A 15,608-nucleotide genomic window follows, 5' to 3' on the forward strand; every position below is an offset into this window, starting at 1 on the left:
CCAACCGCGAGTCGACCCATGTTGGCTAACGAACTTTGCGATCGCCTGGTCGATTTCTTTGCGGTCGTATGACGAATTCGGTGAAGTTTGAGTTGATTCAGGTAGGGGTATTCGAGAAGCCGTTGCCGCGCATCAGGATACGGCGGGATTCATTTGGTCGCCGATACCGAGCCGGTCTCGATCAACTCGACCGCCCGGCGCGCGATGGCGCTGCCGAGCTCACCGGTCGTCGCGGTGCCCCCGAGATCCGGTGTGCGAATACGACCTTCGCGCAGCACATCACAGACCGCGCCGTCGACCGCCGCAGCGGCGGCATGCTCGCCCAAGTGCTCCAGCAGCATTGCCCCGGCAAGGATCTGCGCGACCGGATTCGCGATGCCCAGCCCGGCGATATCGGGCGCACTGCCGTGTACCGCCTCGAACATCGACGGCGCCGTCCGTTCGGGACTGATATTGCCCGACGGCGCGAGGCCGAGCCCACCGGTCACCGCTGCGGCGAGGTCGGACAGGATGTCGCCGAACAGATTCGATCCGACGATCACATCGAGCCGATCCGGGTGCAGCACGATTTCGGCGGCCAGCGCGTCGACGTGCATTTGCCGGGTCGACACCTGCGGGTACTCGGCGGCGATGCGCTCGAATATGCTGTCCCAGTAGGGCATCGAGTGCAATAGGCCGTTCGATTTGGTGGCCGAGCACAGTAGGCCGTCGCGCTCGAGGGCCCGCTCGAAGGCGTAGCGGATGATCCGTTCGCAGCCGACCCGCGTGAAAATCGATTCCTGCCGCACGAATTCGTCCGGACGGCCCGGATGGTGCATACCGCCGATCGCGGAGTATTCGCCCTCCGAATTCTCCCGCACGATCAGGATGTCCAGCTCCTCGGCGGTACGGTCACGCAGTGCCGATTCCGTGCCGGGCAGCAGCCGCACCGGACGCAGGTTGACGTACTGGCCGAACGCCCGGCGCAACGGAATGAGCAACCCCCACAGCGAAATATGATCGGGGACACCGGGAAAGCCGACCGCACCGAGCAGGATCGCATCGAACCCGGCCAGTTGACCCACCGCGTCGGCGGGCATCATCGCCCCGGTGCGCAGGTAGTTCTCGCAGGACCAGTCGAATTCGGTCCATTCGATGCCGGGCAGTACCGCGTCGAGCACCGTGACCGCTTCGGCGCTGACGTCGACGCCGATGCCATCACCGGGAATCGTCGCGATCCGATAATTCTGCCCACCGGTCGCCCGACCGCCACCCCACACGGAATCGCTTCGCGATACTGAATGCCCACCCATCACTCGGTCGCCGCCGCTGATGGAATCGCTTCGCGATACTGAATTCAAAGTTGCACTCCGATGTACTTGGTCTCCAGGAATTCATCGATCCCGGTGAGTCCGCCCTCCCGGCCGAGGCCGGATTCCTTCACGCCCCCGAACGGCGCGGCAGGATTCGAGACAACGCCCTGATTCAGCCCGACCATGCCGGTTTCCAGCGCCTCGCACACCCGCAATCCGCGCCGCAAATTTTCGGTGAACACGTAACCCACCAAACCATACGGTGTGTTGTTGGCGCGCGCGACGACTTCGGCCTCGGTATCGAAGGTGCCGATCGCCGCGACCGGTCCGAAGATCTCGGTCCGACACATCTCGGCATCGTCCGGCACACCGGTCAACACGGTCGCGGGATAGAAGTTCCCCGGCCCGTCCAGCGCCTCGCCGCCGAGTCGCACGGTGGCACCCCGCCGGCGGGCATCGGCGACCAAGCGCACCACCTTCGCCACCGCATCGGCATCGATGAGCGGACCGACCACCACCCCCGGCTCGGTCCCCCGCCCCATCGGCAGCGCCGCCATCCGGTCGCCGAGCCGAGCGGCGAATTCGTCAGCGATGTTGCGCTGCACGAAGATTCGGTTCGCAGCAGTGCACGCCTGCCCGATATTACGCATCTTCGCGGCGAGCGCACCCTCGACGGCCTCGTCGAGATCCGCGTCGTCGAACACGATGAACGGCGCGTTGCCGCCGAGCTCCATCGAGGTCCGCATAACGGTACGCGCGCACTGCTCGAGCAGCAGCTTGCCGACGGCGGTGGAACCGGTGAACGACAGCTTGCGCGAGCGACTGTCCAGAATCAGCGGTGTCATCACCGCCGCCGGGTCGGATGTGGTGATCACATTGACGACCCCCGCGGGAACGCCGACCCGATCCAGGATCTCCGCCAGCGCCAGCATCGAAAGTGGTGTCTGCTCAGCGGGTTTCACCACACATGTGCACCCTGCCGCCAGTGCCGGACCAATCTTGCGAGTGCCCATGGCCATTGGGAAATTCCACGGCGTGATGAGCAGGCTGGGACCGACCGGCTGTCTGGTCACCAGGAACCGCGACCGGCCCGCCGGGGCTGGCATATAGCCGCCGTCGAGACGGACGGCCTCCTCGGCGAACCAGCGGAAAAACTCTGCCGCATAAGCGATTTCACCGCGCGCCTCGGCCAGCGGCTTACCCATTTCCAGGGTCATGATCAGCGCGAGTCGCTCGCTATCGGCGAGTAGCGCCTCGTGTGCGCGCATGAGGATGTCACTGCGCTGTCTGGGCGGCGTCCGCGCCCAGTCCGCCTGCGCCTCATCGGCCGCGCCAAGGGCATCCAGTCCCGCGGCCGGATCGGCATCGGCCACCTCACACAACAATTGCCCGGTCGCGGGATCGGTCACCGGCAGCGTGTCGGACGCGGCGCGCCACTGTCCGTCGATGAACAATCCGGTCGGCACCGTGTCGATCGCGGCGCGTTCGGCCGCGGTCAGGGTGGTCTCGATGAGCATGGCGCGGGCTCCTTTTCCTTCACGACGCAGCCTCTGGCCATTGCTGCGACCCCCGTGCCCATGTTATGCATATTGTCAACAATCCGACAATGGACAATCAGCGGATGCATGCCTGAGAGGCGGTTCACCATGAGCGAGCTATCCCCCATCCTCAAGCAGGCCACCCCGGTAGCCGTCGACCATGGATCGGGCTGCTACCTGTACGGCACCGACGGACGCCGCTACCTCGACTTCACCGCGGGTATCGGCGTGACCAGCACCGGGCACTGCCACCCACACGTGGTCGCGGCGGCCCAGGCGCAGGTCGCCAGCCTGATCCACGGCCAATACACCACCGTTATGCACAAGCCGCTGCTCGAACTCACCGATCGACTCGCCACGGTGCTGCCCGAAGGCCTGGACACCTTGTTCTTCGCCAACTCCGGCAGCGAGGCGATCGAGGCGGCGCTGCGGCTGGCCCGCCAGGCGACCGGACGGCCGAATATCGTTGTCTTCCACGGCGGATTCCACGGCCGCACCGTCGCGGCGGCGACCATGACGACCTCGGGCACCCGCTTTTCCGCCGGATTCAGCCCGCTCATGTCGGGTGTGCACGTCGCGCCGTTCCCCACCGCATACCGCTACGGCTGGTCCGAGGCCGAGGCCACCGACTTCGCGCTGCGCGAACTGGACTACCTCTTCGCCACCGTCACCACCCCCGCCGAAACCGCAGCGTTCGTGGTCGAACCGATGCTCGGCGAGGGTGGATACATCCCCGGCAACAGCACCTTCTTCCGCGGGCTGCGCGAACGCGCGGACCGGCACGGCATCCTGCTGGTCTTCGACGAGATCCAGACCGGTTTCGGCCGAACCGGAAAGTTCTTCGGACATCAGCATTTCGGCGTCCGCCCCGATGTCATCACCATTGCGAAGGGCCTGGCCAGCGGATTCCCGCTGTCCGGAATCGCGGCGCCGCGCGAGTTGATGAGCAAGGCCTGGCCGGGATCCCAGGGCGGAACCTACGGCGGCAATGCGGTGGCCTGCGCGGCGGCGATCGCCACGCTCGAGGTCATCGAATCGGAGCGATTGGTGGACAACGCGGCGGCGCGCGGCACTCAACTGCTGGCCGGACTGCGCGACAACGCGACCAAGGCAATCGGTGACGTGCGCGGTCTCGGACTCCTCTGTGGTGCCGAATTCACCACCGCGACAGGCGAACCCGATACCGTCACGGCCGCCGCCGCCCAACGGCTAGCGGTCGAAAAGGGCCTGCTGCTACTCACCTGCGGCGCGTATATGAACGTGGTGCGGATGATCCCGCCGCTGATCGTGACCGATACTCAGATCGACGACGCACTCGCGATCTGGTCGACCGTTCTCGCCGAACTCGCCGCATGACCTGGAGGCAGGACCCGTGACCCGCTACATCACCATCACGCTGACCAAGGCAGGCGTCACCTGCCGCGCCCGACTGCTCGACGCGCAAGCACCCCGGACCTGCGCCGCGGTATGGGATGCCCTGCCACAGGAGGGCGACGCGTTCCACGCCAAATACGCCCGCAACGAGGTGTACACCCTGGTGCCGCGGATCGTGGCGGCGCCGCATCGGGAGAACCCGACCGTCACCCCCATCCCGGGCGACGTATGCCTGTTCGATTTCGAAGCGTGGGAGATCGGCAATCCGGCCTACGGCTACGAGCCGGGAACGGCGGCGCACCACGAGCAAGGCGCCACCGATCTGGCGCTGTTCTACGGCCGCAACAACCTGCTCATCAATGGCGACCTGGGCTGGGTGCCCGGGAATGTCTTCGCCACCATCGAAGAGGGTCTCACCGATATCGCCAACGCCTGCAACACCCTGTGGCTGCACGGCGTGCAAGGCGAAACCCTGGTGTTCGCCCGCGCCTGAGGGTCACGATCCCAGGACGTGCTCGGCGTAGCGCGCCACCGCGAGGACCAGATCGTCGGAGTGGCGCGGCCCGACGATCTGCAGACCCACCGGCAGCCCCGCGGCGGTGGTGCCCGCGGGAATGCTGATGGCGGGTTGCTGGGTCATGTTGAACGGGTAGGTGAACGGTGTCCACTGCGGCCAGCTGTCCAGCCCACTGCCGGGCGGGACATCGTGGCCCGCCTCGAATGCGGCGATCGGCATCGTCGGGGTGATCAGCACGTCGTAGGTGGCGTGGAACGCGCCCATGGCGATGCCGAGTTGGGCGGCGACGTGACGGGCGTCGAGATAGTCGACGGCACCGATGGATTCGCCGCGTTCCCATACCGCGCGCAGACCCTGGTCCATCTGTTCGCGCGTACCGTCCGGGAATTTCGCCAGCATGGTGGCCGCACCGGCGGCCCACAGCACCTCGAACGCGTCGCGCGGGTCCTCGAAACCCGGATCGGTCGCGATGACCCGCAGCTCGGCCTCGGCCAACCGCCGCACCGCCGTATCCACGACCGCGGCGACCTCCGGATCGACCTCGGCATAACCGAGCGTCGGCGAATAGGCGACGGTGAGTCCGCGCACGTCACGCAGCATCTGGCCGCGGAAGGTCGTCACCGTTGGCGGCAGCGCGGTCGGATCACGCGGATCGGGCAGCGACAGGATGTCCATCAGCAGCGCCGCATCCTCGACCGTCCTGGTCATCGGCCCCGCATGCGCCAGCGGACCGAACGGGCTCGCCGGATACAGCGGCACCCGGCCGTGCGTCGGCTTGAAGCCGACGATGCCGCAGAACGCGGCCGGAATCCGAATGCTGCCGCCGCCGTCGGTGCCGACCGATACCGGGCCCATGCCCGCCGCCACCGCGGCCGCGCTGCCACCCGACGAGCCGCCCGACGTCGTCGCCGGATCGGCCGGATTGCGGGTGATACCGGTCAGCGGACTGTCGGTGACCGCCTTCCAGGCGATTTCGGGCGTTGTCGTCTTCCCGAGGAAAACCATGCCGTCCTCGCGCAACCGCGCCACGACCGGGCTGTCCACCTGCCAGGGACCGTTCGGATCGACCGCCCTGCTGCCGCGCCGGGTCGGCCAGCCCTCGGTCAGGAAGACGTCCTTGATCGAGATCGGCACGCCATCGAGCAGCCCACGGGCGTAGCCCGAATTCCAGCGCGCCTCCGAATCTTTGGCCTGCACCAGCGCCCGATCGGGATCGACCAGGCAGAAGGCATTCACCTCGCCGTCACGCGCCGCGATGGCCTCCAGGATCGCCTCGGTGGCCTCGACCGGTGAGAGTGTTCCGGCCGCATAGGCCGAGACCAGCTCGACAGCGGTCATCTCCGCCGGTCGAGTCGTGCTGTTGATATCGGGGTAGCTCATGGCATGGGCTCCTTCAGCCGGGCACGTACCCCAGCTCTTTATCGACCACGTTGTCCAACGGCCGACCGGCGATCCAGTTGTCGAAGTTGACGGTGAATGCTGCGACGACCTCGGTTCGCCAGCCGATGAAGTCACCCGAATTGTGCGGCGTGATAAGCACATTCGGCAGATCCCAGAGCGGATGCCGCGCCGGTAGCGGCTCCGGATCCACCACATCGAGTGCCGCCCCGGCGATCGATCCGGTACCGAGCGCGGCGACGAGGTCGTCGGTCACAACGAGTTCCCCACGGCCGACATTGACAAACCTGGCGTGTGGCTTCATCGCGGCGAATGCCTTGGCGTCGAACATTTCCCGGGTCTGCGGCGTCAACGGTGCGACCGCAACGACGTAGTCGGCAACGGGAAGTTCCGCGAGCAGATCGCTGCTCACGGTGCCGAAATCCGGGTCGTCGGCCCGCGCCCGCCGACCCACCGCCCGCACGCTCATCCCGGCCGTGCGCAACAAGCGCGCGATGGCGCGGCCGATCGAACCGGTTCCCACGATCAGGACGGTCGCGCCCGCGACGCGTTCGGATTCGCGATGGCGCCATTCGTGCCGTTGCTGCAGGCGCAGCGATCCGGTCAGATCCTTGGCGAACCCGAGGATCTGACCCAGCACGTATTCCGCGATGGCAGTGTCGAATACGCCGCGGGTATTGGTGACCACGACCTCGCTTTCCCGCAGTTCGGGGAACATCACCGGATCCACCCCGGTCGAACCCATATGCAGCCAGCGCAACCGGTCGGCCGCGTGCCAGGCGCCGGGAACCGCGCGAGTCAGGAAGTCGTAGACGAATAGCGCCTCGGCGCCGCGCAGTGCGTCGGCGAGTCCGGACGCCTCCGTGTAGCGCACTTCGGCTCGTTCGGCCACCGGGGCCATGAGGTCCGCGTCGGGCACACTGTCACTGTGCAGGACGGTGACAATCGGGCCCTGTTCCACATTGACACACTAAAATCGCATCGTATGATTGTCAACAATCCGATCGTTCTCGGAGGTCTAACGGCTGAGCGCGAGAGGGGCCGCATTGGAACTCGGCTTTCCCGATATCGAAGGGCCCGTAGCACAACGGGGTATCGGGATCATCGCACCGTTCGACCTCGCGCTCGAGCGTGAACTCTGGCGCTGGGCGCCGCTGGATGTCAGCCTGCACCTGGCCCGCACACCCTACGAACCGGTCCCGGTCTCGCTGGCGATGGCGGAGCTGGTCTCCAATCCCGTGCACCTGACCGCGGCGACTCACAATGTGCTGCACGTCGAGCCGGAAGTCGTTGCCTACCTGTGCACTTCGGGCAGTTTCATCAGAGGCCTGGCCTACGAGAAGTCATTGCGCGACACCATCTGCCGGGCCGGCGCGCAGGACGCCGTCACCACCTCCGGTGCACTACTGGAGGCGATTCGACATCTGAGCATCAGCAGGCTGTCGGTGATCACCCCCTACGACGATGTCCTCACCCACAAACTGCACGACTTCCTCGCCGAGGCGGGCTGCAGCGTAATCCGTTCCGACCACCTCGGATTGGGCGGCGGCATCTGGAAGGTCAACTACCGCACCATCGCCGAACGCATCGTCGGCGCGGACGACCCGCAGGCCCAAGCCATCTTCGTCAGCTGCACCAACCTGCCCACCTACGACGTCATCGAGCCGCTGGAACAGGCCCTCGGCAAACCCGTGCTCACCGCGAATCAGCTCACCATGTGGGCCTGCCTGGGCCGGATGAAGCTGCCGATGATGGGTCCGGGAAAGTGGCTACTCAACGTTTTCTGAACGGAAGAACACCGCATGCAGGCACCCACCGTCGGTTTCATCTATCCCGACCACGCGGCCGAGGACGACTATCCGCTGGCCGCGGCGACTCTCGGCGCACGACTGCCGGTGGCCCACATCTACGGCACCGATCTGCACGCCATACCGGAACTGCTCGATCTGGGCAGTCCGGACAAGCTTCGTCACGGTGCCGAACTGCTCGCGCCCGAGCGGCCCGCCGCGGTCGTATGGGCCTGCACCTCGGGGAGTTTCGTGTACGGCCCGCAGGGCGCTCGCGAGCAGGTGAGCGCACTGGCCGCGGCCGCGGGCGTACCCGCGTCCAGCACCAGCCTCGCCTTCGTCGCGGCCGCGCACGCGCTCGGTGTGCGGCGCGTCGCGGTCGCGGCGAGCTATCCGGACGAGGTCGCGCGACTGTTCGTGGAGTTTCTGGCCGACGCCGGAATCGAGGTGGTTTCGCAGTCGAGCGCGGGCATCGATACCGCCGCCGAGGTCGGCACCCTGACCGCCGCACAGGTGCGTGAGTTGGCGGTGGCCAATGACCACCCCGACGCGCAGGCCCTGCTGATTCCGGATACCGCCATGCACACCATCGCGGTGTTGCCGGAACTGGAGGCCCGCACGGGAAAGATCGTGCTGACGGCCAATCAAGTCACCATCTGGGAGGGCCTGCGGCTCACCGGCACCGTGCTCGGCGCCGGCTCCCTCGGCACCCTCTTCTCGGAAAGGCCCAGTTATGTCGGTCGTTGATTTCGAGCCGGTGAACCGGCAGTCGACGGCGGAAATGATCGCCGATCGGCTGCGTGAGGCGATCATGCGCGGCAATCTCGCACCCGGCGCCCAGCTCGGGGAAGCCGACCTCGCAACCCGATTCGGAGTGTCGCGCGGTCCGGTGCGCGAGGCCATGCAGCGACTGCTCAGCGAGGGCCTGCTCTACAGCATCCGCAACCGCGGCATCTTCGTCATCGAACTCACCATCGACGACGTCGTCGACATCTACCGAGCCAGAACCGCCATCGAAGGCGGCGCCCTCGCCCTCATCCTCGACGGCCGCCGCGCCATCGCCCACGCCGCCCTCGAGCCCAGCGTCACCGCTATGTGCGCATGCGCCGAGACCGGCGACGCCGCCGGAGTTTCCGACGCCGATCAGGCCTTCCACGAGGCCCTGGTCGACAGTGCGGGCAGCCCACGCCTGGTACGCGCCGCCCGCACCCTGCTCATCGAAACCCGAATGTGCTTGGGCGCCTTACAGACAACGTATCCAGACCTGCGCGAACAAGCCCGCGAACACGTCGAACTCCGCGACGCCATCGGGTCCGGGCCGGTGCGCCGCGCCCGCACATTGCTCGTCGAGCACATGGACGACGCGGTCCGGCGCCTGCGCAGCCGATACACCGACGGCGAGCGGGCGACGTAGCCGTCTCGTGGCGTTGCCCGGATGGACCGCTGGGGTGAGGTCGCGGTCCGGTTGGCGCAGCCGAACGCACACGGGTCTGCTTGGCCGCTCATCGCTTCGAGGACTCCAAGGTCAGGACCAACACTGGGCGCGTTTTGCCTGGCTAGGGGCTCGCATGCAGTTACTCTCGGTATCCGATTCTCGATGCCGTGGCTATGCCCCAATCCGAGGAAGGGATCGAACCGTGAGGAGTCGACTAACGAGCTTGGCCGCAGTCTTGATGGGAACACTCGTCGTGGGCGGAGGCAGTACGATCTCCGCGCCACAGGCATGGACGTTACCGGCCACGGAGGTGGCCGCCGGTTTCTACCTGCCGCCGATGCCGCTGCCCGAGGGCGACCCGGGCACCATTCTCCGCGCCGAACCAGCGCCGGTGGCGATGTCGGCCCCCGGACAGCCCGGAGTCATCCCGGCCGCGGCGACGCGCATGATGTACCTCAGCAGCGATACCCAGGGCGCGCCGACCGCGGTGGTGGGAACGTATCTGCAGCCGACCCAGCCGTGGACCGGCCCTGGCGAGCGCCCGTTGATCGCGTACGCGGTCGGCACCAAGGGGCAGGGCGATGAATGCGCGCCTTCGAAGCTGTTGTCACAGCTCGTCGCGGTCCAGCCGCCGCTCGACGTGATCTTCGAATACGACGCGGTGGCGCTGGATTCGCTGCTGCAGCGCGGTATGGCGGTCGTCGTGACCGACTACCACGGCCTGGGCACGCCCGACGTTCACGACTATCTGAACCGGAAAGCGCAGGCCCATGCCGTATTGGACGCGGCGCGCGCCGCGCTCCGGCTGCCCGGCACCGGCCTCAACCCGGGCTCACCGGTCATCGTCTACGGATACTCCCAGGGCGGCATGGCCTCCGCCGGTGCGGCCGAACTGCAACCGAGCTACGCCCCCGATCTGAATGTGCGCGGCGCCTATATCGGCGGGCCAGTGGTGGATGACGAGTACTTCATCGGATACAACGACGGCCGAGCCGCCATGGCACCCACTTACGCCTGGATCCTCAACGGCATCGCCGCCGACTATCCCGACACCCGCCCCGTACTCGAAGCTGAGCTCAACGACACCGGCAAGGCGATCCTGGGCGAGTCCCAGAACAAATGCGCGGTCCCCATCGGATTGGCCCAGGAACATCAGTTCTCGTCCCAATGGACCACCAGCGGACAACCTCTCACCGCGGTGATCGATCAGTCCCCGGTATTGAAAGCAGCATTCGACGAGCAGCGAATCGGCACACTCACCCCGTCGGTGCCCGTATTCATCTCCTCGGCCAGGAACGATGAGGGCGCGCCATATACGCCCATTCGCGACGTGGCCGCCAATTGGTGCAGTCGCGGGGCGGCCGTTCAACTGGAGTCGTACGCCGCGATTCCCGCTGTGTCCGGAGTCGTCGGCACCCACGTGCTCGCCTTTTTCCCGGCACTGGCGGCCTCGCAGCAGTGGTTGACCGATCGGCTCGCGGGCATGCCTGCCCCGGCCAATTGCATGGCCCTGCCCTAGTTTCTGGGGCGGGGGCGTGATTTCCGCTCGCGATACCCGGGCGCGGGTCGGTCGCCGGACCGACCCGCGCCTTTCTCGGTACTCCAGCAGTTGTTTGCCGAGACAGGGAAGTCATCCGCTGGATCGATCCGCACGAAACCGGTCATCGGTGTGCAATGCGAAAGTGCCCGGTCAAGAGGCATTTTCACAAGATCGCCAGTGTGCCGCGAAGAAACGACTATTCTGTGCCTACAAGATCTACAAGGTTGAGCGCATCCGTTTTCGGCAACCGCACTCCAGATGGGGTGCTGTTCTGTTGGACCAGCGGGACGACTATGGCGATCTTTAAAGATACGGAAGCTCGCGACCCTAAGCGCTACCTTTGGATACTGGGTTTGATTGCCCCGGGTTGCGCATTGCTTCCGTCACAACTGGTGGCCCATACGGGCCTGACACTCTTCTGGTGGATCGGTCCGATCATCGTGTTCGTGGTGATTCCGCTGCTGGACTTGGCGGTTGGCGATGACGGAAGCAGTCCGCGAGATGAGGACTACGAGGCATTGTCCAACGATCGTTATTATCGTTGGTGCAATTACCTTTTCCTGCCGATGCAGTTCATCGGGCTGCTGATCGCGGGATATCTGTGGGCACGAACCGAACTGAGCCTAACCGATAAGCTCGGATTGGCCGTGACGCTGGGAGTCGTGTCAGGCATCGGAATAAACGCCGCCCATGAACTCGGCCACCGGGCCGAGCACCTCGAACGGTGGCTGGCGAAAGTCGCGCTGGCGCAATCCGGATACGGGCATTTCTTCGTCGAACACAACCGCGGTCACCACGTCCGCGTCGCCACCCCGGAAGACCCGGCCAGCGGCCGATTCGGCGAGTCACTGTGGGAGTTCCTGCCGCGCAGCATGTGGGGCGGCTTTCGTTCGGCGCTCGTCTTGGAACGCGAACGCCTGTCCCGCAAGGGAAAACGCTGGTTCAGCCCGGAGAACCATCTCCTGCAAGCGTGGTCGATGAGCGTCGCGTTATTCGGCACGATGATCCTGGTCTTCGGACTCGCCATCATCCCGTATCTGGCGATGCAGGCGCTGATCGGTGCGGGATTGCTGGAGACGGTGAACTATATCGAGCACTACGGGTTGCTGCGCCCGCGCCGCGCCAACGGCCAGTACGTGCGGTGCTCGCCACGCGACAGTTGGAACAGCGACCGTCTGGTCACGAACATCTTCCTGTTCCACCTGCAACGCCACAGCGACCACCACGCAAATCCCGGCCGTCGCTATCAAACCCTGCGCCACTCCGAGCAGGCACCACAACTGCCCGCAGGCTACGCCACCATGGTCGTGCTCGCCCTCGTGCCGCCATTGTGGCGCGCGGTCATGGATCACCGCGTGCTGGATCACTACGGCGGCGACATCACACTCGTCAATACGAAATCCGGGGCCGGGCGTCGCCACATACTGCCCCCGGCCCAGCCGGAGATGCCACTCAGTAGTCGAACGCGGGTTCGCCGTGCGCCGAATCCTCGTCGAGCTGGGTAAGGACGCCGCCACCCACCAGATAACGGTCGGCCACCTCGGCGATTTCATCGAGGGCGCGCAGCGTTTCCGATTCCGGGAGGGTCGGCAGGCTGAAGACCAATCGCTGCACTCCGGCCTCGGCGTAGCCGTCGATCAGGGCAGGATCGGCCGCGGCGAACGCGACTGTGACCGGCAGGTCGTTTCCGTCGAGCTGGGCCAGCTGGGCCGGTATCGCGGCGGGATCGGCCACCGCGGCGGGAAGCCAGCCGACACCGTGCCGGATCGCACGTTTGGCCGCCGCCTCGCCGCCACCGATGAAAATCGGCGGGTGCGGGGTTTGCACGGGTTTCGGCCAGGCGTACATCGGGTCGAAATCGATGAAGCGGCCGTGGTATTCGGCGAGGTCGTTGGTCCAGATCGCCCGGATGGCTTCGAGTTGCTCGTCGAGCAGCGCGCCGCGGGTACGTGGGTCGGTGCCGTGATCGGCCATCTCCTCGCGATTCCAGCCCGCGCCGACGCCGAATACGAAGCGCCCCTGCGAGATCAGGTCGAGCGTGGCGACCTCCTTCGCGGTGTGGATGACATCGCGCTGGATCAGCAGCGAAACGCCGGTTCCGAGAATCAACCGCTCGGTGACGGCCGCGATGGCGCCCAGGGTGACGAACGGATCCAGCGCGCGGTAGTACACCCGCGGCAGCTCGCCTCCGCCCGGGGCGGGCGACTTCCGGCTCGCCGGGATATGCGAATGCTCGGGCAGGAACAACGATTCGACCCCCCGCTCCTCCAGCGCCACACCAAGTTTCGGACCGCTGATCCCTTCGTCGGTAACGAAGGTGGTGATACCAATCTTCATGTCCTGAATGCTCGAACATTCACATCTATGTGAAGGTCAATCTGGGCCCTTATGAGGTGGAGCACATCTGCTTCGGAGAAGTGTCCGAGCGATCGCGGTTCTGGTTTCTGTCGATTAACGTGGGACATACCGCGACTGGCGTCACGTGGGCAGACCACGAGGAAGCGCAGTATCGGAGCGTCGTCCGCCTGGGTGCTCCTCATCTCGATCACGGGATAGGAAGTACCGCAATGGATTTGCGATATGGCATGAACCCGCACCAGCAGGCGCGCATCCTCGGCGGCAGTGATCATGTCAGGGTGCTGCACGGGTCGGCATCGATGATCAACTACCTCGATGCGCTCAATGCCTGGCAACTGGTTGCCGAAGCCCGCCACGCTACCGGCATGGTCACCGCGGCATCGTTCAAGCATGTCTCCCCCGCAGGCGTCGCCGTCGCCGGGAAACTCGACGAAACAATATGCCGGACATGGGGATTGGCCGACAATTCGGTCGGCCCACTGACCGCGGCGTATGCGCGGGCCCGCGACGCCGATCCCCGTTCGTCCTACGGGGACATGATCGCGGTGTCCGAACCGGTCGATCTCGAACTGGCCGAACTGCTGGCCACAGTTGTCTCCGACGGCATCATCGCCCCCGGGTACGCACCGGGAACCGTTGCCGCCCTGGGCCGCAAGAAAGCCGGCAGATTCGTCGTCTTCGAGATCGATCCGGCTTACGAGCCGCCGAGCACCGAACTCCGCACGGTCTTCGGTGTCACCCTCGAACAGGACCGCGATCGGTTGCCGGTCACCGCGAACATGTTGCAAGCGGTCGAAGGACAACCGATCGGCCCCGCTGCGACTATCGACGCACTGCTGGGGATGGTGACGGCCCGCTACACACAGTCCAACACCGTTGTGTACATCCGCGACGGCATGAGCATCGGAGTCGGCGCCGGTCAGCAATCACGTGTCGACTGCACCCTGCTGGCCGGAGCGAAGGCCCGGACCTGGTGGGGTCGGCGACACCCCGCGATCCGAGACCTACCGCTGCCCGCGACGACACCACGTCAGCAACGGTTGAACTGGCAAATCGCGACCGCAGCCGGAACCCTCACCACCTCACAGCGCGCTGAGCTCGACACCCTCCTCATCCGATCCCACGACCTCCCCGACGACGCCGAACGGACCGCATGGGCCCATCGACTCAGGGATGTCACGCTGGTCTCCGACGGCTATCTGCCCTTCCGCGACAACATCGACGTCGCCGCCGAACACGGAGTCTCGGTCATCGTCGAGCCGGGCGGTGCACTACAGGCGGATACCATCGCCGAGGCTTGCCGCGAACACCGAATCACCCTCGCACGCACGGGAGTTCGACTGTTCCACCACTGACATTCCGCACGAACGCATGTTCACCGCTGACCCGGTCGAGGAGCGGACCGGCCACCTATCGGGTGTCCGGCCCCGCGAGATGTGCTGAGGCTCAGGGCATCCGGGTCGGGGTATGCACAAGGCGACCCCCGCTCTCATGAGCGAGTGCCGCCTTGTGCATCAGCGCAGTTCACAGTCGGTTAGGGCCGATCTGCTGCTCAGTTCCATCCGTTGGGGAGGTTACCGCCGAAATTCGTCCGGACCCAGGTGGCAATGTTCTCCGTCTGAGCCGGCCAGTCGGTGTGCCATACCTGATTGCCGTTGATCAATGCCGCATCTTTCGTGCTCCACGGCAATTGCATGACCGCATCGATCTTGTCCCAGGAGGGAAAGTGACCGGTGAAGTTTCGCCCGACCCATTCCCCGATGGCTACCGATTGACCTGACCAGTCGGTGTGCCATACCTGATCGCCGTTGAACAAGGCCGCATTCTTTGCATCCCATGGGAGCTTGCAGGCAGCGTCGACGCGCGCCCAGTTGGGTAGCTTCCCCGTGAAGTTTCGGGAGGCCCAGTCCGAGATGCTCAGCGTCTGACCCGACCAGTCGGTGTGCCATACCTGATCGCCGTTGATCAACGCCACATTTTTCGTGCTCCATGGCAATTGCATCGCCGCATCGACCGCCTTCCAGGAAGGAAGGTGGCCGGTGAAGTTTCGCCCGATCCATTCCGAGATGCTCAGCGTTTGACCTGACCAGTCGGTGTGCCATACCTGGTCGCCGTTGATCAACGCCGCATTCTTTGCGTCCCACGGGAGCTTGCAGGATGCACTGATCATCTCTCCTCCTCTGAATCTGCCGGGGGTTATCGTTCCAATGACGCCTCGGACCGCACAGTAAAGGCTGAGCTGGATTTTCCTGATCATTCGATTCTTGATGAGCTCGTGTAGACATTCGCGGCAGACCGCCGCACGCAGCGCCTAAGTCCGATCGCCTTCATGATCGACCGTCTATTCCCAAAGTGGCTGGTCAGAGCAC

The 15,608-nt window shown here is 65.5% G+C and carries 14 protein-coding genes and 1 riboswitch; of the genes, 8 read left to right on the forward strand and 6 right to left on the reverse strand.

All coding sequences use genetic code 11. From position 1 onward, the window contains the following. Positions 1-149 precede the first annotated feature (149 nt). Both ACHQ4I_RS32645 and ACHQ4I_RS32650 read right to left on the reverse strand, forming a co-directional pair. Positions 150-1,259 (reverse strand): tartrate dehydrogenase, encoded by a 1,110-nt coding sequence (locus ACHQ4I_RS32645; RefSeq protein ID WP_420775728.1) that lies wholly within the window; start codon positions 1,257-1,259, stop codon positions 150-152. Between the two features lie 77 nt (positions 1,260-1,336). Then, positions 1,337-2,809, reverse strand: a complete 1,473-nt coding sequence (locus ACHQ4I_RS32650; RefSeq protein WP_420775729.1) for an NAD-dependent succinate-semialdehyde dehydrogenase — start codon at positions 2,807-2,809, stop codon at positions 1,337-1,339. 129 nt (positions 2,810-2,938) lie between these two features. Here ACHQ4I_RS32650 and ACHQ4I_RS32655 point away from each other — a divergent pair, with 129 nt between their 5' ends. Both ACHQ4I_RS32655 and ACHQ4I_RS32660 read left to right on the forward strand, forming a co-directional pair. Further along, positions 2,939-4,186, forward strand: a complete 1,248-nt coding sequence (locus tag ACHQ4I_RS32655) for an aspartate aminotransferase family protein (protein WP_420775730.1) — start codon at positions 2,939-2,941, stop codon at positions 4,184-4,186. A 16-nt stretch (positions 4,187-4,202) separates the two neighbouring features. Further along, positions 4,203-4,697: a DUF3830 family protein gene (locus ACHQ4I_RS32660; protein ID WP_420775731.1), complete on the forward strand. Its 495-nt coding sequence runs from the start codon at positions 4,203-4,205 to the stop codon at positions 4,695-4,697. 3 nt (positions 4,698-4,700) lie between these two features. Here the strand turns inward: ACHQ4I_RS32660 and ACHQ4I_RS32665 are convergent, their stop codons facing one another. After that, positions 4,701-6,086, reverse strand: a complete 1,386-nt coding sequence (locus ACHQ4I_RS32665) for an amidase (protein WP_420776071.1) — start codon at positions 6,084-6,086, stop codon at positions 4,701-4,703. A 28-nt stretch (positions 6,087-6,114) separates the two neighbouring features. Beyond that, complete coding sequence (locus ACHQ4I_RS32670; protein ID WP_420775732.1) at positions 6,115-7,080, reverse strand: D-2-hydroxyacid dehydrogenase; 966 nt, start codon at positions 7,078-7,080, stop codon at positions 6,115-6,117. Between the two features lie 85 nt (positions 7,081-7,165). On the opposite strand from ACHQ4I_RS32670, the gene ACHQ4I_RS32675 reads away from it, so the two are divergent. The 5 genes from ACHQ4I_RS32675 (at position 7,166) to ACHQ4I_RS32695 (ending at position 12,386) form a co-directional block, all read left to right on the forward strand. Further along, positions 7,166-7,906, forward strand: coding sequence for a maleate cis-trans isomerase family protein (locus ACHQ4I_RS32675; RefSeq protein WP_420775733.1), 741 nt, complete (start codon positions 7,166-7,168; stop codon positions 7,904-7,906). 15 nt (positions 7,907-7,921) lie between these two features. Further along, positions 7,922-8,653: a maleate cis-trans isomerase family protein gene (locus ACHQ4I_RS32680; RefSeq protein WP_420775734.1), complete on the forward strand. Its 732-nt coding sequence runs from the start codon at positions 7,922-7,924 to the stop codon at positions 8,651-8,653. Further along, a complete protein-coding gene (locus ACHQ4I_RS32685) occupies positions 8,640-9,320 on the forward strand; it encodes a GntR family transcriptional regulator (RefSeq protein WP_420775735.1) in 681 nt (226 codons plus the stop codon). Before ACHQ4I_RS32680 ends, ACHQ4I_RS32685 begins: the two co-directional genes overlap by 14 nt. Before the next feature lie 274 nt (positions 9,321-9,594). Further along, positions 9,595-10,860: a lipase family protein gene (locus tag ACHQ4I_RS32690; RefSeq protein WP_420775736.1), complete on the forward strand. Its 1,266-nt coding sequence runs from the start codon at positions 9,595-9,597 to the stop codon at positions 10,858-10,860. Positions 10,861-11,105: 245 nt separating this feature from the next. Beyond that, the gene (locus tag ACHQ4I_RS32695; protein ID WP_420775737.1) at positions 11,106-12,386 is read left to right on the forward strand and encodes an alkane 1-monooxygenase; all 1,281 of its coding nucleotides are present in this window, start codon (positions 11,106-11,108) and stop codon (positions 12,384-12,386) included. Here the strand turns inward: ACHQ4I_RS32695 and ACHQ4I_RS32700 are convergent. Continuing rightward, the gene (locus ACHQ4I_RS32700) at positions 12,334-13,218 is read right to left on the reverse strand and encodes an LLM class F420-dependent oxidoreductase (RefSeq protein WP_420775738.1); all 885 of its coding nucleotides are present in this window, start codon (positions 13,216-13,218) and stop codon (positions 12,334-12,336) included. The two genes, ACHQ4I_RS32695 and ACHQ4I_RS32700, sit on opposite strands and share 53 nt — an antisense overlap. 121 nt (positions 13,219-13,339) lie before the next feature. Further along, positions 13,340-13,419, forward strand: a riboswitch (ZMP/ZTP riboswitch). Between the two features lie 29 nt (positions 13,420-13,448). On the opposite strand from ACHQ4I_RS32700, the gene ACHQ4I_RS32705 reads away from it, so the two are divergent. After that, entirely contained in the window at positions 13,449-14,594 is a 1,146-nt protein-coding gene (locus ACHQ4I_RS32705) for a phosphoribosylaminoimidazolecarboxamide formyltransferase (RefSeq protein WP_420775739.1), read from the forward strand. A gap of 197 nt (positions 14,595-14,791) precedes the next feature. Here the strand turns inward: ACHQ4I_RS32705 and ACHQ4I_RS32710 are convergent, their stop codons facing one another. Then, positions 14,792-15,409, reverse strand: a complete 618-nt coding sequence (locus ACHQ4I_RS32710; protein WP_420775740.1) for a hypothetical protein — start codon at positions 15,407-15,409, stop codon at positions 14,792-14,794. Positions 15,410-15,608 lie beyond the last annotated feature (199 nt).

It is taken from the genome of Nocardia nepalensis (assembly GCF_048910785.1).
GTDB classification, from domain to species: Bacteria; Actinomycetota; Actinomycetes; order Mycobacteriales; family Mycobacteriaceae; genus Nocardia; species Nocardia nepalensis.